Source organism: Pseudomonas sp. F01002, assembly GCF_004402115.1.
In the GTDB taxonomy this organism is placed as follows: Bacteria; Pseudomonadota; Gammaproteobacteria; order Pseudomonadales; family Pseudomonadaceae; genus Aquipseudomonas; species Aquipseudomonas frigoris.
On the sequence record NZ_SOPU01000002.1, the window covers coordinates 65190 to 86462 of the forward strand.

The following is a 21273-nucleotide window of genomic DNA, read 5'->3' on the forward strand; positions in this document are numbered from 1 at the left end:
ACGACTGGCGACGTGTGCATCGGCATCCAGCACCGCGCCATCGACTGCCGCTGCAATCCCCAGCGCCAACGGCCCCGGCCGGACAAGTCCGCGCGCCAGCAGTTGCTGTGGCAGCGGTCGGGCGACCCGTCGCCAGTCATATTCGATGCCGCTGGAGTTGATCAATACCGCGCCGCTGACAATGGTAGTTTCTACTTCACCACGACGCCGAATGCGGATGCTCACTGCTCCGTGCGCTGAAGGCTCCAGCCCTTTGAACGACGCCGCCTGAATCCGCAATCGGCCTTCCTTGTGCAGCCGCGCCACCAGTTCGGCACTCAACGGCGGCGAGCGGTGGTGATGACTTTCCCACCACGGCCGCACATGCCGCACGAACTGCCGACGCTGCACGTCCGTCGCCTGATTCCACAAGCGGCCAATGTGCGCCCGTACGGTGTCGAGCGGCGCCTGCCAGTCGATGCCTTGAGCGATGGCGTCCCGGCAATGCCGACGCAGTTCGCGCACCAGCTGTCGCGGTGTGCGAATGCTCTGATCCTCGGCAAGAAAATCTGCCCAGGCCGGCGGCTGACGACGTACATGAGGCAGCAAGCCATGCCGGGAAAACACTTCAATCGGCCCGCGATGCCCGGCCTGTTCCAGCGACACCACGGCGTCGACCATGGTCAGGCCCGAACCGATGATCAGCACGGTCGACTGCGGATCTAATTGCTGCATGGCCGCGACGTCCCACGGATCAAGCGCAGCGGCGTTCAAGCCGCTGGACTCGGTCTGTGGCGTGCGTGCAGCGGGAAACATCCCGGTCGCCAGTACGGCATAGGCGCCCTGCAAGCGTTGCCCGTCGCTCAAGGTCAGCCGCACCGAATCGTCCGTCGTTTGCAGGTCAATCACCTCGGCCCGCACATGCTCGACCGTTGAACCGTTCAACACCCCCACCGCTTGCGCTTCCGCCAGGCGCTGCTGCACGTATAGGCCGAAAATCCCCCGCGGCGGGAACAACTCGCTGACCGGCACATGTTGCTCGTCAGACTCCGGCCAGCCGCCGGCCGCGATGTAATCGGTCAGCCATTGGGTCAGGTCGTCGGCGTTGTCCGGGTCGACGCTCATCCGCGCCGCATTGCCGTTGAGCGTGTGGCCCAACTCGACCGCGCTGTACGCCTCGCCCCGTCCCAGTTCGGCGCGGGGTTCGATCACCAGCACCTGGCGTTTGCCCGGCAGGCGCAGCAACTGCGCCGCCAGCATTGCGCCGCTGAGGCCGCCGCCGACGATCAGGATGTCCGCGTGGCGAATGGCGTCGGTGGCCTGTCCGCTTTGGGTTTCAGTCATGGCGTTCTCACTGATCAATGTTTCATCTCGAAAATCTCCTGGACGATAATAGGCGCCAAACCCATGGAAGGTTCATCAAGCAGTACCAAAGTAGGACAGAGAAATACCGCTGACTTGCAGGATGGAATCGGATAGCCGGGCAGGCGCAGGTTGAGCGTGGGAACGATCATGAATAGGACGCGACTTTCTTCTCCTGCTGCCGCAACGCCGCCAGGTCTCGATAACCCGCGCCCGGATGAATCTCCGGCAATCGCGGCCCTTCACCGAACAACTTCTCGCGCAAGGTCCCCGGCGCGTATTCGGTTTTGTAGACCCCACGCTTCTGCAACTCCGGCACCAGCAATTCCACAGCGTCGATGAAGGTTTCGTGGGTCAATGCATAGGCCAGGTTAAAGCCGTCCACATCGGTCTCCTCGACCCACTCCTGCAGCAAATCGGCGACGGTCTCGGGACTGCCGACAAACAACGGACCAAAACCGCCGATGCCCACCCAGTCAGCCAGTTCATTCGGGGTCCAGACCTTGTTCGGGTCCGCCGTGGAAAACGCTTCCACCGCCGATTGAATGGCGTTTGTATGCACATGCTTGAGCGGCTCATCGGGTTTGAACTGGCTGAAATCGATCCCGGTCCAGCCAGAGATCAACGCCATCGCCCCTTCGTAACTGACCCAGGTTTTGTATTCCTCGAACTTGGCTTTGGCCTTGGCGTCGGTCTCGCCGAGGATCACGGTTTGCAGGTTGAAGATCAGAATCTTCGACGGATCGCGCCCGGCTTCGGCAGCACGACGGCGGATGTCGGCGACGGTTTTCTTCAGCAGCACTTTCGACGGTGCAGCAACGAACACACACTCGGCATGCTCGGCGGCAAACTGCTTGCCGCGACTGGATGCGCCAGCCTGATAGAGAACCGGCGTGCGTTGCGGCGAGGGTTCGCAAAGATGAATGCCCGGCACCTGGAAGTGCTTACCGACGTGTTGGATTTCGTGGATTTTGCTCGGGTCGCTGAAGATCCGCCGCTCGCGATCCCGCAGAATCGCACCCTCTTCCCAACTGCCTTCCCACAGTTTGTAGCAAACCTCCAAATACTCTTCGGCGAAGTCGTAACGAGCGTCGTGTTCGGTCTGGTTTTTCTGGCCGAGGTTCTTCGCACCGCTTTCCAGATAAGAGGTGACGATGTTCCAGCCGGCGCGGCCCTTGGTCAGGTGATCGAGCGTCGACAGGCGTCGGGCGAACGGATACGGGTGTTCGAAGGACAGCGAGGCGGTCAGGCCGAAACCCAAATGCTCGGTGACCAGCGCCATCGGCGGAATCAATTGCAGTGGGTCGTTGACCGGCACCTGCGCCGCCTGACGGATCGCCGCGTCACCATTGCCGTTGTAGACGTCGTAGATGCCCAGCACATCGGCGATGAACAAACCGTCGAACTTGCCGCGTTCGAGGATTTTCGCCAGATCGGTCCAGTACTCCAGATCCTTGTATTGCCAGGAGCGATCTCGCGGATGCGCCCACAGGCCGGGCGACTGATGGCCGACGCAGTTCATGTCAAAGGCGTTGAGGCGGATTTCACGGGCCATCAAACCGCACTCCGAAAGCTTGGGGGATGGATGCCGTTGAGGCGGAAGTTACCGATGAGGTGGAGTTTCCGGTGCAATGGGTCATGCAACGATCCGGGCAACAGGGTGCGTTGGCCGGTGAGTTCGAATTCAGCGTTGCTGACGGCATTTAGCGCGTCGGCGCTGGCCAAATGCGACTCGGCGATGGCGACGCTGATTTCCGTGTCGTCATCAACGCTGTTCAGAAAGTCTTCGGCGCGTTCGAGCAGCGCGGCGGCGACTTCAATGCGGATGTGCAAGTCACCAAAACGGCTGATGACGTAAGGGTCATCCGTGGTTTGGGTCTGCTGCCGGACGAAACGCAACGTCGCATCAAGCAAGCTGCGAGCGTTGTGCAAATCATGCTGACTTTTGGCCAGGGGCTGCCCGGCAACAATCGGTTGAGTCAAAGCGTTCATGGTGGGCTCCTCAGTTCCAGGCGTGGCGCGCAGGCTTCACGCCGTTGAGCAGGTAGTTGCCGATCAGGTGATATTTCCAGCGTGCCGGATCGTGCAGGGTGTGCGTCCGGGCGTTGCGCCAGTGGCGGTCGAGGTTGTACTTGCCGAGCACAGAGCGAGTACCGGCCAGTTCGAAGAGTTTGCTGCTGGCAAGCAAGGCGATCTCGGCGGACAGGACTTTCGCCTGGGCAACCACCACCGAAGCACGGGCCACCGTGTCTTCATTGGGGTTGAGCAGTGCGTGGTCGATTGCGCGGCCGGCCTTTTTGAGGATCGCTTCGGTGCCGTGGACCCGCCATTCGAGGTCGCCGATCGCAGCGATACTGAACGGGTCCTGCCAGCCGTGATCCTGTCCGCTGTCGATCCATGGTCGGGCTTCGCGGGCGTAGCGTTTGGTTTCTTCCAGGGCGCCGACGGCAATGCCGGTGTCCACGGCGGCCTGGATGATTTGTGAAATCGGGCCGTCGGCGGTGGGTTCGTCAAAGGCCTTGTGGGCCGGGATCACAGCACTGAGCGGGACCTTCACCGCGTTCAGGGTGACGCCGCCGCTGGCCGTGGTGCGCTGGCCGAAACCGTCCCAACTGTCGATAACGGTCAAGCCGGGATTGTCACGCTCGATGAAGGCGATGAAGGCTTTGTTCTCTTCATTGACCGCCACCGCTGGCACGATGTGCGCGAACAAGGCGCCGGTGCAGTAGAACTTTTCGCCGTCGATCTGCGCGGTGTCTTTATCAAAACGGATACGGGTTTCGAAGGCCCCGGCGTTTTTGCTTTTGGATTCGGAGAAGGCGTTGCCGAAACGGTAGCCTTGCAGGACTTTGCCGAAGTAGTAGCGCTTCTGCTCTTCGGTGGCAGTTTGCAGCAAGATGTCGAGCACCCCGAGGTGGTTTTGCGGGATCTGGCCGAGGGATGAGTCGGCGGCGGAAATGATCTTGATCACTTCGGCGACGGTCACGTAGGACACGCCGGCGCCGCCGTATTCCTTGGGAACGGTGATGCCCCAGAGGCCGCTGGCGGAAAACTCGTCGAGCTCGGCGACTGGCAGGCGTCGCTCGCGGTCGCGGACACTGGCCTCGATGGCGAAGCGTGCGGCGAGCTTATGGGCGACGGCAATCGCCTCGGCGTCCGAGCGGATCACATGGGCGGTGCGAAGGGGTTGGGCAGAGGCTGTCATGGGCCGACTCCGGGATCTGGTGAATGCACCAGAGCTTTTGCAGGAGTCGTACCTGAAACGAAATCACCTTATTTTCAATAGGTTAAAGAATTATCCGAGAAAGGCTCGCAGCTTTAAAACAGCAAAGTGTCTATCCAGTGTTGATCCGCAAACAGTTAGATCACCACATTTCGCACAAACCGCGCCGCCACATCCCCTTCATTGCGATAGGCGTGGGGCTGGTTGCTGGCGAACATGTAGAACTCGCCGGCAGCGATCTCATGCGGTGTATCGCCCAGCATCAGCGTCAGGCAGCCTTCGAACACATAGATCTGCTCACTCCAGCCCTCGGCGTCCGGTTGCGACGGATAAATCTCCCCTGGTTGCAGGCACCACTCCCATTGTTCCACCTCACGGGTGGCGGTGGCTTTGGAGAGTAAAACGGCTTTGCTGCCAGGAATCGTCCCGGCCCAGGCCACTTCGTTGATGCGACTCGGATCGCGTGCATCCGGGGCCTGGATCAGGTCGCTGAATGCGACGTTCAGCGCTTCGGCCACGCGGTCGAGGGTGGTCAGGCTGACGTTCTTCTCGCCGGCTTCGATGGCTACCAACATCCGGCGGCTGACCCCCGATTTTTCCGCCAGCGTCGCCTGGCTCATGTCGGCGGCGTGGCGCAAGCGCCGAACGTTCTGGCTGACGTGCTGAAGGACCGAAGTCCGTTGCGTGGAATCTTTGTGCACTATATTGCTCACTTGATGGGGTTGGGCAGTATACTGCGCAACATTCGGCGCATTGTGCGTCCCCCTCAGGTAGCGCGCAAGGTCATGACGTCGGTGAATACCCCTCACACTTCCCCCCGTTTCTCGCGGTTCAGCAAGGCCGAGTGCGTGCTGGTGCTGATCACCATGGTCTGGGGTGGCACCTTCTTGCTGGTGCAGCACGCGATGACCGTCAGCGGGCCGATGTTCTTCGTCGGTCTGCGCTTTGCCGCGGCGGCGATCATTGTTGCGCTGTTTTCCTGGCGTCATCTGCGGGAGCTGACGCTGTTCGAACTCAAGGCCGGGGCCTTTATCGGTGTGGCGATCATGCTCGGTTATGGATTGCAGACCGTCGGGTTGCAGAGCATTCCCAGCAGTCAGTCGGCGTTTATTACCGCGTTGTACGTGCCCTTCGTGCCGTTGCTGCAATGGCTGGTGCTGGGGCGACGTCCGGGGCTGATGCCGAGCATCGGGATCATGTTGGCGTTTACCGGGTTGATGTTGCTGTCGGGACCGGCCGGCGCTTCATTCAATTTCAGCCCGGGTGAAATCGCCACGTTAATCAGCGCCGTGGCGATTGCGGCGGAGATCATTTTGATCAGTACGTATGCCGGCCAGGTCGATGTACGACGGGTGACGGTGGTGCAATTGGCGGTCACCTCGGTACTGGCGTTTTTGATGGTGGTGCCGACTCAGGAAAGGATTCCGGACTTCTCATGGCTGCTGTTATGCAGCGCGTTGGGCCTGGGCGCGGCCAGTGCGGCGATTCAAGTGGCGATGAACTGGGCGCAAAAGAGCGTTTCGCCGACCCGGGCGACGCTGATCTATGCCGGTGAGCCGGTGTGGGCCGGGATTGTCGGGCGGATCGCGGGTGAGCGGTTGCCGGCGATTGCGTTGGTTGGGGCGGGGTTGATTGTGGCGGCGGTGATTGTCAGTGAGTTGAAGACCAAGGGTAAAGATCGCGAGACGATTGAGGTGGCGTTGGAAAGCGAGCCCGTCGACTCAAAAAAATGAGCATCACAACCGACGTTCAAGCTTCCAACTTTCCAGGATCAGTCTGATCCCGCGCTCACTCTGGTAATGACCGGATAATGTCAGCGAGATCATCTCTGGTGAAGCCGTTAGACTTTATGGCCGCAGCCACATCTTCCTTGGAAAGCGGGAAGCGCTTGAAGATTTCCTTCAGCGTATCGGCATCAATATTTGACATCCAAAGCGGATCGATGAACGAGCCTCCATATTCCGGCTTCATCGGCACTTCTTCGTGTGCTATTGCACCCTTATGATTCAAGTAAACGACATAACGGTCATGCCCTTCAGGAAAGCTCTTGTCATGATAAAGCGTGGTGCCGAGAGGCAGCACATAATAGTTTTCATCACCATTCGGCCCCTCAATAAGCAACGGCTCTTTAGTCTTAATCATTTTCATATCGTGCGACCTCGTAACGTTATTAATCACAACAAATGCCAAAACGACCGCATTGATCAAAATCAACCCGGCTAGCCAAAAAGGAAATTTGTTACTTGTAAACATTCTTTTTGTCATAACGCGCCTCGGTATTCCCTTCGAGCATCGCCTGCAAGTCTGCTGGCATAAAAATGCCATCCTGTGTCCATTTCTGCGTGCGCGCCGCCTGCCTCTCTGTCCAGGAAAGCCCTTTCATCTCTCGATACTCGGCAGGGTTCTGCACGATCGCCTTGCCTGAAACCTTGGCTCCATCAATTGTCACCGTCGTGCAATTGTTGGTGGTTGGGTGATAGTTCGCTGGTAAAACGTAACGTGTCGCGGTAGCTGTCTTTTTTCTTAGCTCTTTTTTCTGCGCCACGACCCCATCAAAGTGAGCAATCACCGCTTCAGCCTTGGTGTTTTCCAAAAAGTAGACAAAACCGGTCGTTGTCCGCCCGAGGCTGTTTTCTCCAGAAATGTAAGCCTTGAAAGAGGTCCAGACATTTAATACACCCTCGCCTTCACTATCAAAGGTTCCCCAGGTTTTCCCATATCGTCCGAAATCGTACGTAATATCTTTGCTACCCACGACAACATGAAGCGCCGCGTGCCCAAAAAGGTGCTCTTCATTGTCACGAGTGTAAGGACCACCGACCAGTAATTCCATGTAGGCACCGGAAACTACCAACTGATTGGTTTTGGTAGTTTTGCCTGGTGCCCCTACAGATTTTGCCGCCTGCGTCGTACCCGACGCCTTAGTAGAATCAACCATTAAAGATGTTCCGTATCTTCAAGTTTTGGAAACTTTATGCTGCAGCTTCCCCTCGGGACATTTGGCACATGAACAAATCCATTTTCATCGAGAACGCCGGTGATCACCGCGCCATCTGGCAGTGTCAATTCATACGACTCGTTGGGAATCGGCTCTTCTCTGTCATTGAGCAATTGAAATTCGACGAAAGTCTTTTCCTGTAAAAGTTTGCGGAAAATATTACTGACACCGCTGGCCCCAGCATCGCCGACAAATGTATCTGGAGAACCTGCTGTGATTGTGGCGCCGCAAGCCGTTAACGATCCGACATGTGCCACATCTTTACCAAGTCCAAAAACGTGTGGGGCACCCGTTGTTATTGGATTGCTGCCGTGAATGGGACAGGAATAGATGTCTCCCACCAAGGCTATCGGGAGAGTGTTAACAAAAATAGGGCTTGAGCCGGTCGTGATGTTTCCGCCGTGACTTCCTGGGTCTCCAAGTCGCGCAACTGGCTTGCCTGCCATGATTTCTCTCCTTTGAACATCAAGAATCGCGAATAGTACATGATCCGCACAATGGATTTTGCGTTGTTGTCAGTCCCGGAACTTACCTACAAGCAAAGCAGCTGTTTCTGGCCTTTGGCCGGTCGACTGCCCTGCCCTCACTCTCTATCCTCGCGCCTGTCACGACTCATTCGTGATCGGGTTTGACGGCTCGGATGCATCCTCAAGGCGTAGAGATCCTTAACGATGATGGAAAGTCTGGCCAGTCTTGATATCACTCAAGCCAAGGGGGCCGATGTGCAGCAACTCGCGCATGCGGCGGCTATGTTCCTGCACGATGGTTGTGATGTGATGTGATGGATGTGCTGGGTCGGCAGATTTGGGTGCAGGTCTGACGGTAGCCGTTTGATCGCCGAAATTGATGTTGGCTGTCAGGGCCTCATCGCGAGCCGGCTCGCTCCCACAAAGAATCTGCTGTGTACGCAAATTTTGTGCAAGACGCCATTCCAATGTGGGAGAAGAGCTCGCTCCAAACGGTAATCCGACGATGGCGATCGACCAACAATAATGATGGCATCTGACTCACCGCATTCGCGAGCAAGCCCGCTTGCTCGCGAAGGGGCCGTACCGGTTGAAACCGGTCCTTGGAAACAATGTGAATCAGGTTTTTTCCGCCTACCTTGTAGGATTCTGCGACAGCTTGGCGTTTGGCGATCCGGGAGCTGGCACGTATGATGCTTCACAAACTTCCGCAGATTAGAAGCCTATGTCCCTGATAGTTCTACTGCTTCTGCCTTTTATCGGCAGCTGTCTGGCAGCGTTGCTGCCGCACAACGCGCGAAACACCGAATCTTTGTTGGCTGGCCTGGTTGCCTTGATTGGCACCGTTCAGGTCGCCCTCTTGTACCCGCAAATCGCCGATGGCGGCGTGATCCGCGAAGAATTTTTCTGGTTGCCCAGCCTTGGCCTGAACTTCGTCCTGCGCATGGACGGGTTCGCCTGGCTATTCTCGATGCTGGTGCTGGGCATCGGCACGCTGGTTTCGTTGTACGCCCGCTACTACATGTCGCCGGACGATCCGGTGCCGCGGTTCTTCGCATTTTTCCTGGCGTTCATGGGCGCCATGCTCGGGCTGGTGATCTCCGGAAATCTGATCCAGATCGTGTTTTTCTGGGAGCTGACCAGCCTCTTTTCATTCCTGTTGATCGGCTACTGGCACCACCGCGCCGATGCGCGACGCGGTGCTTATATGGCGCTGATGGTCACCGGCGCAGGCGGTTTGTGTTTGCTGGCGGGGGTCATACTGCTCGGCCATGTGGTCGGCAGCTATGACCTGGACAAGGTCCTGGCCGCCGGCGATCTGATTCGCGCACACGCCCTCTACCCTATTCTGCTACCCCTGATCCTGATCGGCGCCCTGAGCAAAAGCGCGCAATTCCCCTTCCACTTCTGGCTGCCCCACGCCATGGCGGCGCCGACACCGGTTTCGGCCTATCTGCACTCGGCGACCATGGTCAAGGCCGGGGTATTTCTGCTCGCACGGCTTTGGCCGTCGCTGTCCGGCAGCGAAGAATGGTTCTACATCGTCAGCGGCGCCGGTGCCTGCACCCTGTTGCTCGGTGCGTATTGCGCGATGTTCCAGAACGACCTCAAAGGTTTGCTGGCCTACTCGACCATCAGCCACCTGGGCCTGATCACCCTGCTGCTGGGCCTGAACAGTCCGCTGGCCGCTGTGGCTGCGGTGTTTCACATCCTCAACCACGCCACGTTCAAGGCCTCGCTGTTCATGGCCGCCGGGATCATCGACCACGAAAGCGGTACCCGGGACATTCGCAAGCTCAGCGGCCTGATCAAGCTGATCCCGTTCACCGCCACCCTGGCCATGGTCGCCAGTGCTTCCATGGCCGGTGTGCCGCTGCTCAACGGCTTCCTCTCCAAAGAGATGTTCTTCGCCGAAACCGTGTTCATCAACGCCACGGCCTGGATCGAGATGACGCTGCCCATCGTCGCGACCATTGCAGGTACCTTCAGCGTCGCCTACTCGCTGCGCTTTACCGTCGACGTGTTCTTCGGCCCGACCGCCACCGATTTGCCGCACACCCCACACGAACCGCCACGCTGGATGCGCGCGCCGGTGGAACTGCTGGTGTTCACCTGCCTGATCGTGGGGATTTTCCCGGCGCAGGTGGTCGGCCCGTTGCTGGCCGCGGCTGCCCTGCCGGTGGTGGGCGGCACCTTGCCTGAATACAGCCTGGCGATCTGGCACGGCTGGAACGCGCCAATGATCATGAGCCTGATCGCCATGTCCTGCGGCATCGTGCTTTACCTGCTGTTGCGCAATCAGCTCAAACACGGGCGTTTCAAGTACCCGCCGATCATTGGCCGATTCAACGGCAAGCGCCTGTTCGAACGCAGCCTGGTGATCATGATGCGCCTGGCCCGTCGTCTCGAGCGGCGGATCAGCACCAAGCGCCTGCAAACCCAATTGTTCCTGGTGGTGCTCGCGGCAGTCCTGGCCGGAGTGATCCCGATGCTCCACAGCAGCCTGAGCTGGGGCGACCGGCCGAAGATTCCGGGTTCGATCGTGTTCGTGATCCTTTGGCTGCTGGCGATTGCCTGCGCCCTCGGCGCAGCCTGGCAGGCCAAGTATCACCGGCTCGCGGCCCTGACCATGGTCAGCGTCTGTGGTCTGATGACGTGCGTGACCTTTGTCTGGTTCTCGGCGCCGGACCTGGCGCTGACGCAATTGGCCGTGGAAGTGGTGACCACGGTGTTGATCCTCCTCGGGCTGCGCTGGCTACCTCGACGGATCGAAGAGGTGTCACCGTTGCCAAGCAGCCTGCGCAAGGCACGCATCCGCCGTATCCGCGACTTGCTGCTGTCGACCGTGGTGGGTGGCGGCATGGCGTTGCTGGCTTACGCGATGCTGACGCGCCAGACCCCGAACGACATTTCTTCGTTCTACCTCAGCCGCGCCCTGCCCGAAGGCGGTGGCAGCAACGTGGTCAACGTGATGCTGGTGGACTTCCGCGGCTTCGACACCCTCGGTGAAATCACCGTACTGGTGGCCGTGGCCCTGACGGTGTTTGCCCTGCTGCGACGCTTCCGCCCGCCAAAAGAAAGCCTGCAGTTGCCGGCCCAGCAGCGTCTGCTGGCACCGGACGTGGTGACCGATTTGGTCAATCCGCGTCACGCCAGCGATACCGCGCTCGGCTTCATGATGGTGCCGGCGGTGCTGGTTCGCCTGCTGCTGCCGATCGCCTTTGTGGTGTCGGTCTACCTGTTCATGCGCGGCCACAATCAGCCAGGCGGCGGTTTTGTCGCGGGTCTGGTGATGTCGGTGGCGTTCATCCTGCAATACATGGTCGCCGGCACCCAGTGGGTCGAGGCACAAATGAGCCTGCGACCGCTGCGCTGGATGGGCACCGGTCTGTTGTTCGCCACGGTCACCGGGCTCGGGGCGATGGCGGTCGGTTATCCGTTCCTGACCACCCACACCTGGCATTTCAAACTGCCGGTGTTCGGTGACATTCACATCGCCAGTGCGCTGTTCTTCGACATTGGCGTGTACGCCGTGGTGGTCGGTTCGACCCTGTTGATCCTCACCGCGCTCGCCCACCAATCGGTACGGGGTCACAAGACCGCTGCCCTGCCTCGATCCGTCGCCACGCAAGGAACCGTCTGATGGAAGAAGTCATCGCAATCGCCATCGGCGTGCTGGCCGCGTCCGGGGTCTGGCTGATCCTGCGGCCACGGACGTTTCAGGTGGTGATGGGCCTGTGCCTGCTGTCCTACGGCGTCAATCTGTTCATCTTCAGCATGGGCAGCCTGTTTATCGGCAAGGAGCCGATCATCAAGGACGGCGTGCCGCAGGACCTGTTGCACTACACCGACCCGCTGCCGCAAGCGCTGGTGCTGACCGCCATCGTGATCAGCTTCGCCATGACCGCGCTGTTTCTGGTGGTGCTGCTGGCCTCCCGGGGCCTGACCGGTACCGACCATGTGGATGGCCGGGAGCCTAAAGAATGAATCTGATGCCGCACCTGATCGCTGCACCGATTCTGCTGCCGCTGCTGACCGCCGCCGTGATGCTGATGCTGGGGGAGAAACACCGTCCGCTGAAGGCCAAGATCAACCTGTTTTCCAGCCTGGTGGGGTTGGGCATTGCCGTGCTGTTATTGCAATGGACTCAGGAAACGGGCGTCCCCGGCTCCATCGGCGTGTACCTGCCCGGCAACTGGCAGGTGCCGTTCGGTCTCGTGCTGGTGGTCGATCGACTGTCGGCGCTGATGCTGGTGCTGACCGGAATCATCGGCGTCAGCGCCCTGCTGTTCGCCATGGCCCGTTGGGACGGCGCCGGTTCGAGTTTCCACGCGCTGTTCCAGATTCAGATGATGGGCCTGTATGGCGCGTTCCTGACGGCGGACCTGTTCAACCTGTTTGTGTTTTTTGAAGTGTTGCTGGCGGCCTCTTATGGCCTGATGCTCCATGGTTCGGGTCGGTCGCGGGTGTCGTCGGGGTTGCATTACATCTCGATCAACCTGCTGGCCTCGTCGCTGTTTTTGATCGGCGCGGCGCTGATCTACGGCGTCACCGGCACCCTGAACATGGCCGACCTGGCGCTGAAAATTCCGCTGGTGCCGGAAGCCGATCGCGGCCTGCTGCATGCCGGCGCGGGGATTCTGGCCGTGGCGTTCCTGGCCAAGGCCGGGATGTGGCCGCTGAACTTCTGGCTGGTGCCGGCGTATTCCGCGGCGAGCGCGCCGGTGGCGGCGATGTTCGCGATCATGACCAAGGTCGGCGTCTACACCTTGTTGCGTTTGTGGACCCTGCTGTTCTCCGGCCAGGCCGGCGCCTCGGCGTACTTTGGCAGCGACTGGCTGATCTACGGCGGCATGGCAACCATCGTCTGCGCTGCGGTGGCGATCCTCGCCGCACAACGACTGGAGCGCCTGGCCAGCCTGAGCATTCTGGTGTCGGCCGGGATTCTGCTGTCGGCCATCGGTTTCGCCCAGCCCAACCTGATCGGCGCGGCACTGTTCTATCTGGTCAGCTCGACCCTGGCGTTGAGCGCGTTGTTCCTGTTGGCCGAGTTGATCGAGCGCTCGCGCTCGGCCAATGAAATGCCGTTGTTCGATGACGGCGATCTGCCGCGACCGATGGAATCCTTGCAGCCGCCCAAAGGCATCAACCTCGATGACGAACAGAAAGCCGTGGTCGGCCAGGTGATTCCCTGGACCAAGGCGTTCCTCGGGTTGAGCTTCATTGCCTGCTCGCTGCTGATCATCGGCATGCCGCCGCTCTCGGGATTCATTGGCAAACTCGGCTTGCTCAGCGCCCTGCTCAATCCGTTGGGCCTGGGCAATGGCAGCGATTTGCCGGTTTCCAATGCCGCGTGGGGCTTGCTGGCGTTGCTGATCCTGTCCGGGCTGGCGTCGTTGATCGCATTCTCGCGTTTGGGCATCCAGCGGTTCTGGACACCCGAGGAGCGGCCGTCGCCGTTGCTGCGACGTTTCGAATGCGTGCCAATCATTGCGCTGCTGGGCTTGAGCATTACGCTGACCTTCAAGGCTGAACCGCTGCTGCGCTACACCCAGGCGGCCGCCCAAGCTTTGAACAACCCGCAGCAATACGTGATGGCGGTACTCGGCACCCGTGCGGTTCCGAGCCCGGAAGCCAAAGCCGCGATCGCGGAGGCCAAACCATGAAGCGACTGTTTCCTGCTCCCTGGTTGTCGCTGGCACTGTGGTTGTTGTGGCTGGTGCTGAACCTGTCGATGAGTCCCGGCAATCTGCTGCTGGGCGCGGTGCTGGGGTTCTGCGCGCCGTTGATGATGCGCAAGCTGCGACCGCTGCCGATTCGTATTCGTCGGCCGGGCGTGATTGTGCGTTTGTTCTTTCTTGTCGGTCGCGATGTGGTGGTGTCCAACCTCGCCGTGGCCTGGGGCGTGCTCAACAGCGGTCGCCGTCCACCGCGTTCGCGCTTCATCAAGGTGCCAATGGACTTGCGTGACGCCAACGGCCTGGCCGCGTTGTCGATGATCTGCACGGTAATTCCCGGCACCGTGTGGTCGGAACTGGCGCTGGACCGCAGCATTTTATTGCTGCACGTCTTCGATCTGGATGACGAAGCGCTGTTCATCCAGCACTTCAAGGCGACCTACGAGCGCCCCTTGATGGAGATCTTCGAATGAGCGCCTTGCTGTCGAACGCGATCCTGCTGAGCCTGTTCATCTTTTCCCTGGCGATGATTCTGACGCTGATCCGGCTGTTCAAGGGGCCGTCGGCCCAGGACCGGGTTCTAGCGCTGGATTACGTGTACATCATCGCGATGCTGATGATGCTGGCGCTGGGCATTCGTTATGCCAGTGACACCTACTTCGAGGCGGCGCTGCTGATTGCGCTGTTCGGTTTCGTCGGCTCGTTTGCCCTGGCGAAATTCCTGCTGCGTGGCGAGGTGATCGAATGAGCGCTGAACTGTCTCTGTGGGTTGAAATTCCGGTGGCGATCCTGCTGGTGCTCAGTAGTCTGTTTGCGCTGATCGGTGCCATTGGCCTCGTGCGGATGAAGGACTACTTCCAGCGCATGCACCCGCCGGCGCTGGCGTCGACATTGGGCGCCTGGTGCGTGGCGCTGGCCTCGATCATTTATTTTTCGGCACTCAAGTCCGGGCCGGTGCTGCATGCCTGGCTGATTCCGATTCTGTTGTCGATTACGGTGCCGGTGACCACGTTGCTGCTGGCGCGGGCGGCGCTGTTTCGCAAGCGCATGGCGGGGGATGATGTGCCGGCTGAGGTGAGCAGTCGGCGCACGGAGAGTGGGAGTTAGACGCCAAAAGATCGCAGCCTCGTTTCACTCGACAGCTCCTACATGGGTTTTGCATTCCCCTGTAGGAGCTGTCGAGTGAAACGAGGCTGCGATCTTTTGATCTTGCCTTGCCTCAGATCCAGGCGACTGCCAACAACCCCGCCCCCAGCACCACACACAACGGCGAATACGCCCAGGTGTCGAGCCGGGCAAATTTCGAATCCTTCACCTGCTTGAAGAACCCAATCAAATTCGAATCGCCGATCGCCCGGGCGAACATCAGCATTGCAATCGCGCTGATCACCCATTGCAACGACGAGTGATGCACCGTCGGCAAATACAGGCCGACCCGCAAGCACACCAGCATCGCAATCAGCAGCAGCCCGACCGCCACCAGCAACGTGGCAAAGCCTGAAGGCTTGAAGGCCGGCCTGGATTCCCCACCGCCCTCTGCGGATATTCGCGGGACCGCCGCCTCGCTACCCAACGTGCCACCTGCCGCCCAGTACAGGTGGATCAGGCTGATCAACAGGAAGATGGCAGCCATCCATTGCGCGATCAATAGGCTCATGTTCGGACTTCCAGCGTGAAATGTCGCAGCAGAATGAACTTCCTTGAACGATTTTGTAAGGGTATTCGTCAGCAATGGCGGACGGCCATCAGTGCTGATCGATGACTTTGCACCGCCATGGCCCACCCTTTACTTCAATTCTGCAGACACCTTGTCGGCCACTTCCTTGGGCACCCAGGCCTGCCACACGTCCGGGTGCGCCTTCATGAACGCCTGCGCCGCCTGCCGTGGCGGGGTATGTTTTTCGCTCATCTCGGCCAGCGCCTTGTTCAATGGATCGATTGGCAAGTCGACCTTGGTGAAGAACTCGGCAATCTGCGGATACTGGTTCTGGAATGGCGTGGACACGCCAATGGACAGCTTGGAGGGCAGTGAGCGCGTCGGTTTCGGATTCGGGTGATCGGCGTCGGTCAGGGTTTTCCAGGCATCGGCGTCGAACGGCGGCTCTTCCAGCTGAACCAGTTTGAAGCGGCCGAGCAACGGCGTAGGCGACCAGTAATAGAACAGCACCGGTTTGCCGCGCCGAATCGAAGAACTGATCTCCGCATCCAGCGCTGCCCCGGAGCCGCTGCGAAAATTCACATAGCTGTCGTCCAGCCCATACGCCTTGAGTTTCTGTTTGTTGACCACTTCCGACGTCCAGCCGATCGGGCTGTTGAGGAAGCGCCCCTTGCCCGGGGTTTCCGGATCTCTGAACACGTCCTTGTATTTCGGCAGGTCGCTGACACTGCGCAGGCCCGGCGCCAGCGGCTTGATGCCTTTCGCCGGGTCGCCCTTGATCACATATTCGGGTACCCACCAGCCTTCGGTGGCGCCCTTGACCGTATCGCCCAGACTCGCGACTTTGCCTTCGGCCTCAGCCTTGACCCAGACCGGACTGCGACCGGCCCACTCTTCGCCAATGACCTGAATGTCATTGTTGGCCAGTGCGGTCTCCAGGGTGATGGTCGTCCCCGGCAAGGTATCGGTCGGCAGCCCGTAGCCCTTCTCGACGATGATCCGCAGGATATCGGTAATCAGGCTGCCGCTTTCCCAGTTCAGATCGGCGAAGTGGATCGGCGCCTGGGCAGCGAACACCGGAACGGGTGAAGCCAACAATCCGAAAGTGGCCATAGTAGCGGCCAGCAACCGTCGAAATCCGTTCATGCTTTTGCACCTCGTGCTGTTCACAGCAATAGCAGGATGGCCTGGCAGAAGACCGCAAAGCCTCTGAATACTCAGTCCACTGACTGTAGTAGAGGTTCCTGCTTTCGAGGGAGGTCAATCAGTTTTCGGGAGGTTCCTGCAAGCGCGACAGCGCTCTTCGTACCATGCTGGCGTACTCCGCCGGACGTAACGTATAGATCTGTGACGCCACCCAACCCAGCCATGCACCTTGCAAAACGGCCTTCTGATCGAACAGCCGCTGGGCTTCGGCTTGCGCACTGGCCTGGTTCTGTTCGTGGAAGTCGGCGCGGGTCAGGGTCATTATTCGCTGGCCTTGAAGGTGACCAGTTCCCCTTTGCGCCACTTGGCAGCCTTGGCGGTGACGGCTTTCAGGGTTTTGGTCAGGCCTTCCTGCAACTGTTGGTGAGCGGCGAACACCATCACCACGCTATGGCCTTCCTTGAACACGATCCCATGGCCATCAGCGGTGGTGACGAACGCGTAATCACCCAGGCCGTACACCGTCAGTTTGATTTCGCGGAACTTGATGTCCAGCTTGCCGCCTTCGCGACTGGGCAATACAGAGGCGCTGAAATGATCGCCGACCTTGAGTTTAAGCCCGGGTTTGTCATCAACCACCAGCGCCTCTTCGGTGTCGATCTCGGCAATATAAATGCCTTCAGCGTTCTGTTCGGTGATGTAAACAAAACGTGACTGGAACTGTTTAACCAGCTTTGCGCGCAAATCACCCAGCACGAACAAAGCATGCATATCGAGATTACTTACTGCCAAGGAAACATCCCCACATCTGAAAATGATGCTGCACGCAGGAAAACAGCGCACAGCAGAAAAAAGCGGCAATGCCGAAGGTGTCGCAAAAAGGCCCAGGTTGAAATCCTGAAACGAGCAGAGGGCTCATCCATCGCGAGGCTTGAGAAGACTACTGGAACAACACTCACGTCGTCTTGCCTGGCGTTCGTCAGAGGTTGAAGGAAAAAGCCCTTGCGACGGCCAGAAAAACGGGACTACCAACTTTAGGGAAAAATCTCTTTAACAAAAGCACTTTTCCGACATATCGCCAGCAAAAAATTGCTTTAGATGAACATCGATCGCCAAACACTGACGGTGATTCTAGAGCAGCGATGCTCATCGAGACTACCCAAAACCACGTACACACGTCGGTAAAACAACGAAAAGGACTTCATATGTGCACGCTGACACATTTTGCTCACCCTCAGGCGCCCAATACGAACAGCTCGAGGACACTGCCCCCGGGGATGTTTCAATCGCATGAATACTACCCTGAAGAGCTCGCCCGGCCACGCTTTCGGGTCATTCTGGCCGGCAATGCCTTTTTTCATATCAAGGAAATTTCCACCGGCCGCGTCAGAGGTTTCCGCGGCAATCATAACGAAGCCTGCGCCCTTGCCCGCTCGCTCGAGTTACGCAGTTGACGGTCCCGCCCGTTCAATTCCATAGACGCTTCATCATGCCGGCGACTTAACTCAGCCGCCGGCATACAACTACTGCCATACTGCCCGACCAATGAAACCCGTCCCCAGGGTGGGCGGCGTTCAAAACAACAGAATATTTCAAGGGAAGGCTGCTACGTGACGGAATTTGATATCGGTGAATTTTTTATCCGGGGCGAAGCCAGAGAAGTCGAAGGCGAATTCCAGGCAGTCATTATCATGCGCGCCAAACCACCGCTGACCACCGTGACGTATCACCAGGTCGAGAAGGATCGCTGGTTCAAGACGTCGGACGTCGCCGCCATCGCTGCGCAGGAAGCCGCCAAGGCGCTGAAGCTTGCAGTCGATGAAGGCGCATTGAAAGCCTGATAGTCGGTTTGCAGTCTATGCTCATTTTTGCTTACGAACATCGCCATCGAACTCCTGAAGCGCGGCTCCCTCAGATGCAATGAAGCCGCCCCTCAGATCTCGCACTCGACGCGACCCGCAAGGAGATGAACATGGATTCACCCATACATGACTTGAAAGGCTTGTTCGACCAACTCGGTCTGGACTCCAACGAGAAAGCCATCGACGATTTCATCGCCAGCCATTCGCCCTTGGCTGACAACAAAAAACTCATCGATGCCGAGTTCTGGACCCCGCAGCAGGCCGGCTTCCTGAAAGAACAATTGCGTGAAGACGCTGATTGGGCGCGGGTGGTCGACGACCTGAACCTGCGCATGCATCAGACTCACTAGCCTGCATCTGTAGGAGCTGTCGAGTGCAACGAGGCTGCGATCTTTTGATGTTTTAAAAGCGAAGATCAAAAGATCGCAGCCTCGTTGCACTCGACAGCTCCTACAGGGAGGGGTCTCAACGAGGGTTTTCCGGCTTGTAACCCAATCGCAGACCACCCCAATGCCGGTCCTTGAGCATGATCGGCACTGAGAGGTCGTGCATCAGCTCACCGGTGTCGCGGGTGTAGGTTTGCAGCAGTACGGCCTGCTGATGGCTGCCACAGCGGATTCCGGTGCGGTCGGCGAATTTGCGTTTGGTGCGGTTCTGCAAGGTATCGACCTGCGCATCACCGGTCAGTGGTTGGCTGAAGACCTTGTTGTGGGTCGGCACATAGCCCTGCTGCGTGCAGGCAATGGCGAACACCAGACCTTCATGACGCGGCAACAAGGGTTCCTGGATCGCCGGCAAGACCTGATCGGCGTAGCGATCGAAACGGGTCTGGAACTTGGCCGGGCTGGTGTTGGGAATGGTTTGGTAATTGCGGTCAAACAGGTCATCGAGGCTGACGCGGCCCTCGTCGATATCCGCTTCAAAGCGCGCCGCGATCTGACTCGCGCCTTCGCGGGCCAGGTCATAAATCCGTTGGTGATAGTCATCCAGCCCGACTTCGGCGAGGCGCTCGCTGATGGTTTCGGCCTGACCTTCCATTTGCACCGCGGCCTGGGCCAGGCGCTGGGTCTGTTGGTCGCTGATCGCCAGGTCGCTGCGCATCTGTTCGATGGCGTGAAACAGGCTATCGAGTTGTTCGCGGTTGGTGTCGGCGCCCCTGGCGATTTCCCCGACCTGGCTTTCGACGCCAGCGGCCAGACGTGCAATGTTCTCCAGGTGCTGACCGGTGTGCTCGACCTGTTCGACACCGGTGTCGAGGTCGCTGGACAGTTGACGGATCTGCTCCACCACTTGCGCGGTGCGTTGCTGAATATCAGCGACCATCTCCCCGACTTCGCCAGTGGCCGTCGCCGTGCGCGCGGCCAGACCGCGAACCTCATCGGCCACTACCGCAAATCCGCGACCATGCTCGCCGGCCCGCGCCGCCTCGATAGCCGCGTTCAATGCCAGCAGATTGGTCTGGCTGGCGATGGACTGGATCACCAGGGTGACCCGTTGGATATCGTCACTGCGCAGGCTCAGGGCTTCGATCAGTTCACGGCTGTTACTGGCGCGCTGACTGAGTTGATGCATACGGGCGATGGACTCGATCAACTCCGTACGTCCTGCCGCGCTGCTCCGATGGGCCTCGCTGGCCGCACTGAGGGCTTCCCGGCTGAGTGTCGAGGTGGCTTGTTCGGTCGCGATCATCACTTCGGCGTTGCTGACTATCTGCGCCGCGGCACCGAGCTGCGATTGCAGTTTGTCGGCCAGTTGCTTGACCGAAAAGGCCACACCGGCGGCAGACAACGCGTTATGACTGGTGGTGTAGGAAAGATCGCGAGTCAACTCGGCAATCGCGCTGGCGCTGTCGACGGGGGCTGCCTCAGGGATGGCGCGAGAGCGCAAGCGAGGTAGCCAGATCACCAGCACCGCCAATGGCAGGCCAAGGTAAAGCGACCAGCCGCCCAGCGTCATGCCGCACAACAACAGCATCAGGGCGATGCTTTGCAGGGTCGGCGTCAGCCAAAGGTTTTTCGGCAAAAGTACGGGTGCAGACACTGCTGCAACCACAGATCCGTCACGCGTCATCTTCGTCATCCCCCGAGTCATTCTAATTGTTGTATCGGCATTAAACGCCACTACAAGGCCATTATCTATGGTCCATTAGTAGTGGGCGTTGCAGCAGATCAATAGAAGTGCGCAGGATTTTTCGCAGACGTCAAAAAGCAAAGATCGCAGCCTTCGGCAGCTCCTGCAGGAGTTCGCTTAAACCCGTAGGAGCTGCCGAAGGCTGCGATCTTTTCAAAGGCAACCCACATTAAATGGGTTGCCTCGCAGAATCAGGCCTGACGCTGGTGCTTGTCGATCTGTTCGTGACGCTCTTGAGCTTCGATGCAGTATTTGGTGGTCGGGCTGATCAGCAGGCGCTTCAGGCCAATGGCCTCGCCGCTGTCGTCGCACCAGCCGAAGCTGTCTTCTTTGATGCGTTCCAGAGCCTGTTCCAACTGAGGCAGCATGCGCTGGTCGCGATCGATCGCGTTCACCAGCCAGGTGCGCTCTTCTTCAACAGAAGCAGCGTCGGCCGGATCGGCCGGGGTGTCCAGGCTTTCGATGGCGATGCGGTTCTGTTCGATGCGCTCATGGGTTTCGACTTTCATGTTCTGCAACAGCTCAGAGAAAAAAGCATGTTGCTCGGCATTCATGTAGTCATCCGCCGGCATGGCCAGCAACTTGTCCTTTGTCATTGATATCTCTATAAAAAAACGTGCATTAAGGCGAATTAGGGAGCGTTCCGGCGGACCTGGGTCGGCCATCGGAACGGCGCCGTTTAATTCCAAGCGCCACCCGGCACTCAATTTACGAGGGGCGGCAGTCTAAGGCCGACTTGAGGCCTCAGCAACTGAAAAGACAGCGAATTTG

24 protein-coding genes and 1 pseudogene are annotated in these 21273 nt (G+C 59.1%); 10 read left to right on the forward strand and 15 right to left on the reverse strand.

Going from position 1 to position 21273, the window contains the following annotated elements; all coding sequences use genetic code 11:
• From E3W21_RS00405 to E3W21_RS00425, 6 genes and pseudogenes are all read right to left on the reverse strand, one after another.
• Window positions 1-1323, reverse strand: a 1323-nt coding sequence (locus E3W21_RS00405) for an FAD/NAD(P)-binding protein (RefSeq protein ID WP_256661465.1), incomplete at its 3' end; no start/stop codon positions are given.
• A gap of 23 nt (window positions 1324-1346) precedes the next feature.
• Window positions 1347-1433: pseudogene (locus E3W21_RS32230) on the reverse strand (ABC transporter ATP-binding protein); the annotation flags it as partial.
• Between the two features lie 56 nt (window positions 1434-1489).
• Window positions 1490-2896, reverse strand: a complete 1407-nt coding sequence (locus tag E3W21_RS00410) for an LLM class flavin-dependent oxidoreductase (RefSeq protein WP_129443437.1) — start codon at window positions 2894-2896, stop codon at window positions 1490-1492.
• Entirely contained in the window at window positions 2896-3333 is a 438-nt protein-coding gene (locus tag E3W21_RS00415) for an acyl-CoA dehydrogenase (protein ID WP_134417145.1), read from the reverse strand. The genes E3W21_RS00410 and E3W21_RS00415 overlap by 1 nt, the downstream gene beginning before the upstream one ends.
• Before the next feature lie 10 nt (window positions 3334-3343).
• A complete protein-coding gene (locus E3W21_RS00420; RefSeq protein ID WP_134417146.1) occupies window positions 3344-4546 on the reverse strand; it encodes an SfnB family sulfur acquisition oxidoreductase in 1203 nt (400 codons plus the stop codon).
• A gap of 155 nt (window positions 4547-4701) precedes the next feature.
• Entirely contained in the window at window positions 4702-5265 is a 564-nt protein-coding gene (locus E3W21_RS00425) for a helix-turn-helix domain-containing protein (RefSeq protein ID WP_129443431.1), read from the reverse strand.
• A gap of 15 nt (window positions 5266-5280) precedes the next feature.
• On the opposite strand from E3W21_RS00425, the gene E3W21_RS00430 reads away from it, so the two are divergent.
• Entirely contained in the window at window positions 5281-6297 is a 1017-nt protein-coding gene (locus tag E3W21_RS00430) for a DMT family transporter (protein WP_178084121.1), read from the forward strand.
• Between the two features lie 55 nt (window positions 6298-6352).
• On the opposite strand, the gene E3W21_RS00435 is transcribed toward E3W21_RS00430, so the two are convergent.
• The 3 genes from E3W21_RS00435 to E3W21_RS00445 all read right to left on the reverse strand — a co-directional run bounded on the left by E3W21_RS00435 (window position 6353) and on the right by E3W21_RS00445 (window position 8008).
• Complete coding sequence (locus tag E3W21_RS00435) at window positions 6353-6706, reverse strand: hypothetical protein (protein WP_242485089.1); 354 nt, start codon at window positions 6704-6706, stop codon at window positions 6353-6355.
• A gap of 97 nt (window positions 6707-6803) precedes the next feature.
• The gene (locus E3W21_RS00440; protein WP_134417151.1) at window positions 6804-7502 is read right to left on the reverse strand and encodes a hypothetical protein; all 699 of its coding nucleotides are present in this window, start codon (window positions 7500-7502) and stop codon (window positions 6804-6806) included.
• The gene (locus E3W21_RS00445; protein WP_134417153.1) at window positions 7502-8008 is read right to left on the reverse strand and encodes a PAAR domain-containing protein; all 507 of its coding nucleotides are present in this window, start codon (window positions 8006-8008) and stop codon (window positions 7502-7504) included. Before E3W21_RS00445 ends, E3W21_RS00440 begins: the two co-directional genes overlap by 1 nt.
• Before the next feature lie 745 nt (window positions 8009-8753).
• Here E3W21_RS00445 and E3W21_RS00455 point away from each other — a divergent pair.
• The 6 genes from E3W21_RS00455 to E3W21_RS00480 are packed head-to-tail and all read left to right on the forward strand — an operon-like array spanning window position 8754 to window position 14814.
• Complete coding sequence (locus E3W21_RS00455) at window positions 8754-11672, forward strand: monovalent cation/H+ antiporter subunit A (protein WP_134417155.1); 2919 nt, start codon at window positions 8754-8756, stop codon at window positions 11670-11672.
• On the forward strand, window positions 11672-12016 hold the full coding sequence (locus E3W21_RS00460) for a Na+/H+ antiporter subunit C (RefSeq protein WP_007986256.1): 345 nt from the start codon (window positions 11672-11674) through the stop codon (window positions 12014-12016). The genes E3W21_RS00455 and E3W21_RS00460 overlap by 1 nt, the downstream gene beginning before the upstream one ends.
• Window positions 12013-13695 carry a monovalent cation/H+ antiporter subunit D gene (locus E3W21_RS00465; RefSeq protein ID WP_134417157.1) on the forward strand — a complete coding sequence of 561 codons (1683 nt, stop codon included), beginning with the start codon at window positions 12013-12015 and terminating at the stop codon, window positions 13693-13695. The genes E3W21_RS00460 and E3W21_RS00465 overlap by 4 nt, the downstream gene beginning before the upstream one ends.
• A complete protein-coding gene (locus tag E3W21_RS00470; protein WP_134417159.1) occupies window positions 13692-14180 on the forward strand; it encodes a Na+/H+ antiporter subunit E in 489 nt (162 codons plus the stop codon). Before E3W21_RS00465 ends, E3W21_RS00470 begins: the two co-directional genes overlap by 4 nt.
• A complete protein-coding gene (locus tag E3W21_RS00475) occupies window positions 14177-14455 on the forward strand; it encodes a K+/H+ antiporter subunit F (RefSeq protein WP_134417161.1) in 279 nt (92 codons plus the stop codon). Before E3W21_RS00470 ends, E3W21_RS00475 begins: the two co-directional genes overlap by 4 nt.
• On the forward strand, window positions 14452-14814 hold the full coding sequence (locus E3W21_RS00480) for a Na+/H+ antiporter subunit G (protein ID WP_033057651.1): 363 nt from the start codon (window positions 14452-14454) through the stop codon (window positions 14812-14814). The genes E3W21_RS00475 and E3W21_RS00480 overlap by 4 nt, the downstream gene beginning before the upstream one ends.
• A gap of 112 nt (window positions 14815-14926) precedes the next feature.
• Here E3W21_RS00480 and E3W21_RS00485 read toward each other — a convergent pair whose 3' ends face one another.
• From E3W21_RS00485 to E3W21_RS00500, 4 genes are all read right to left on the reverse strand, one after another.
• The gene (locus E3W21_RS00485) at window positions 14927-15364 is read right to left on the reverse strand and encodes a DUF3995 domain-containing protein (RefSeq protein WP_129443419.1); all 438 of its coding nucleotides are present in this window, start codon (window positions 15362-15364) and stop codon (window positions 14927-14929) included.
• 129 nt (window positions 15365-15493) lie between these two features.
• Window positions 15494-16510 carry an ABC transporter substrate-binding protein gene (locus tag E3W21_RS00490; RefSeq protein WP_134417163.1) on the reverse strand — a complete coding sequence of 339 codons (1017 nt, stop codon included), beginning with the start codon at window positions 16508-16510 and terminating at the stop codon, window positions 15494-15496.
• Between the two features lie 118 nt (window positions 16511-16628).
• Window positions 16629-16832, reverse strand: a complete 204-nt coding sequence (locus tag E3W21_RS00495) for a hypothetical protein (RefSeq protein ID WP_134417165.1) — start codon at window positions 16830-16832, stop codon at window positions 16629-16631.
• On the reverse strand, window positions 16832-17302 hold the full coding sequence (locus E3W21_RS00500) for a hypothetical protein (protein ID WP_008151679.1): 471 nt from the start codon (window positions 17300-17302) through the stop codon (window positions 16832-16834). Before E3W21_RS00500 ends, E3W21_RS00495 begins: the two co-directional genes overlap by 1 nt.
• A 413-nt stretch (window positions 17303-17715) precedes the next feature.
• Here E3W21_RS00500 and E3W21_RS00505 point away from each other — a divergent pair, with 413 nt between their 5' ends.
• From E3W21_RS00505 to E3W21_RS00515, 3 genes are all read left to right on the forward strand, one after another.
• Entirely contained in the window at window positions 17716-17964 is a 249-nt protein-coding gene (locus E3W21_RS00505) for a hypothetical protein (protein WP_129445154.1), read from the forward strand.
• 156 nt (window positions 17965-18120) lie between these two features.
• Window positions 18121-18351, forward strand: a complete 231-nt coding sequence (locus E3W21_RS00510; RefSeq protein ID WP_033057642.1) for a hypothetical protein — start codon at window positions 18121-18123, stop codon at window positions 18349-18351.
• 131 nt (window positions 18352-18482) lie between these two features.
• Complete coding sequence (locus tag E3W21_RS00515; protein ID WP_129443411.1) at window positions 18483-18722, forward strand: DUF2789 domain-containing protein; 240 nt, start codon at window positions 18483-18485, stop codon at window positions 18720-18722.
• Window positions 18723-18837: 115 nt separating this feature from the next.
• On the opposite strand, the gene E3W21_RS00520 is transcribed toward E3W21_RS00515, so the two are convergent.
• Window positions 18838-20463, reverse strand: a complete 1626-nt coding sequence (locus tag E3W21_RS00520) for a methyl-accepting chemotaxis protein (RefSeq protein ID WP_371927028.1) — start codon at window positions 20461-20463, stop codon at window positions 18838-18840.
• A gap of 230 nt (window positions 20464-20693) precedes the next feature.
• Window positions 20694-21098: a TraR/DksA family transcriptional regulator gene (locus tag E3W21_RS00525; RefSeq protein ID WP_007907888.1), complete on the reverse strand. Its 405-nt coding sequence runs from the start codon at window positions 21096-21098 to the stop codon at window positions 20694-20696.
• Window positions 21099-21273: the final 175 nt, after the last annotated feature.

Excerpts from the sequence above, each read along its gene's own strand:
- E3W21_RS00410 (WP_129443437.1), bottom strand. The coding sequence starts at position 2,896 with ATGGCCCGTGAAATCCGCCTCAACGCCTTTGACATGAACTGCGTCGGC.
- E3W21_RS00415 (WP_134417145.1), bottom strand. The coding sequence starts at position 3,333 with ATGAACGCTTTGACTCAACCGATTGTTGCCGGGCAGCCCCTGGCCAAA.
- E3W21_RS00420 (WP_134417146.1), bottom strand. The coding sequence starts at position 4,546 with ATGACAGCCTCTGCCCAACCCCTTCGCACCGCCCATGTGATCCGCTCG.
- E3W21_RS00430 (WP_178084121.1), top strand. The coding sequence starts at position 5,281 with ATGGGGTTGGGCAGTATACTGCGCAACATTCGGCGCATTGTGCGTCCC.
- E3W21_RS00435 (WP_242485089.1), bottom strand. The coding sequence starts at position 6,706 with ATGATTAAGACTAAAGAGCCGTTGCTTATTGAGGGGCCGAATGGTGAT.
- E3W21_RS00440 (WP_134417151.1), bottom strand. The coding sequence starts at position 7,502 with ATGGTTGATTCTACTAAGGCGTCGGGTACGACGCAGGCGGCAAAATCT.
- E3W21_RS00445 (WP_134417153.1), bottom strand. The coding sequence starts at position 8,008 with ATGGCAGGCAAGCCAGTTGCGCGACTTGGAGACCCAGGAAGTCACGGC.
- E3W21_RS00455 (WP_134417155.1), top strand. The coding sequence starts at position 8,754 with ATGTCCCTGATAGTTCTACTGCTTCTGCCTTTTATCGGCAGCTGTCTG.
- E3W21_RS00460 (WP_007986256.1), top strand. The coding sequence starts at position 11,672 with ATGGAAGAAGTCATCGCAATCGCCATCGGCGTGCTGGCCGCGTCCGGG.
- E3W21_RS00465 (WP_134417157.1), top strand. The coding sequence starts at position 12,013 with ATGAATCTGATGCCGCACCTGATCGCTGCACCGATTCTGCTGCCGCTG.
- E3W21_RS00470 (WP_134417159.1), top strand. The coding sequence starts at position 13,692 with ATGAAGCGACTGTTTCCTGCTCCCTGGTTGTCGCTGGCACTGTGGTTG.
- E3W21_RS00475 (WP_134417161.1), top strand. The coding sequence starts at position 14,177 with ATGAGCGCCTTGCTGTCGAACGCGATCCTGCTGAGCCTGTTCATCTTT.
- E3W21_RS00480 (WP_033057651.1), top strand. The coding sequence starts at position 14,452 with ATGAGCGCTGAACTGTCTCTGTGGGTTGAAATTCCGGTGGCGATCCTG.
- E3W21_RS00485 (WP_129443419.1), bottom strand. The coding sequence starts at position 15,364 with ATGAGCCTATTGATCGCGCAATGGATGGCTGCCATCTTCCTGTTGATC.
- E3W21_RS00490 (WP_134417163.1), bottom strand. The coding sequence starts at position 16,510 with ATGAACGGATTTCGACGGTTGCTGGCCGCTACTATGGCCACTTTCGGA.
- E3W21_RS00495 (WP_134417165.1), bottom strand. The coding sequence starts at position 16,832 with ATGACCCTGACCCGCGCCGACTTCCACGAACAGAACCAGGCCAGTGCG.
- E3W21_RS00505 (WP_129445154.1), top strand. The coding sequence starts at position 17,716 with ATGTGCACGCTGACACATTTTGCTCACCCTCAGGCGCCCAATACGAAC.
- E3W21_RS00515 (WP_129443411.1), top strand. The coding sequence starts at position 18,483 with ATGGATTCACCCATACATGACTTGAAAGGCTTGTTCGACCAACTCGGT.
- E3W21_RS00520 (WP_371927028.1), bottom strand. The coding sequence starts at position 20,463 with ATGACTCGGGGGATGACGAAGATGACGCGTGACGGATCTGTGGTTGCA.
- E3W21_RS00525 (WP_007907888.1), bottom strand. The coding sequence starts at position 21,098 with ATGACAAAGGACAAGTTGCTGGCCATGCCGGCGGATGACTACATGAAT.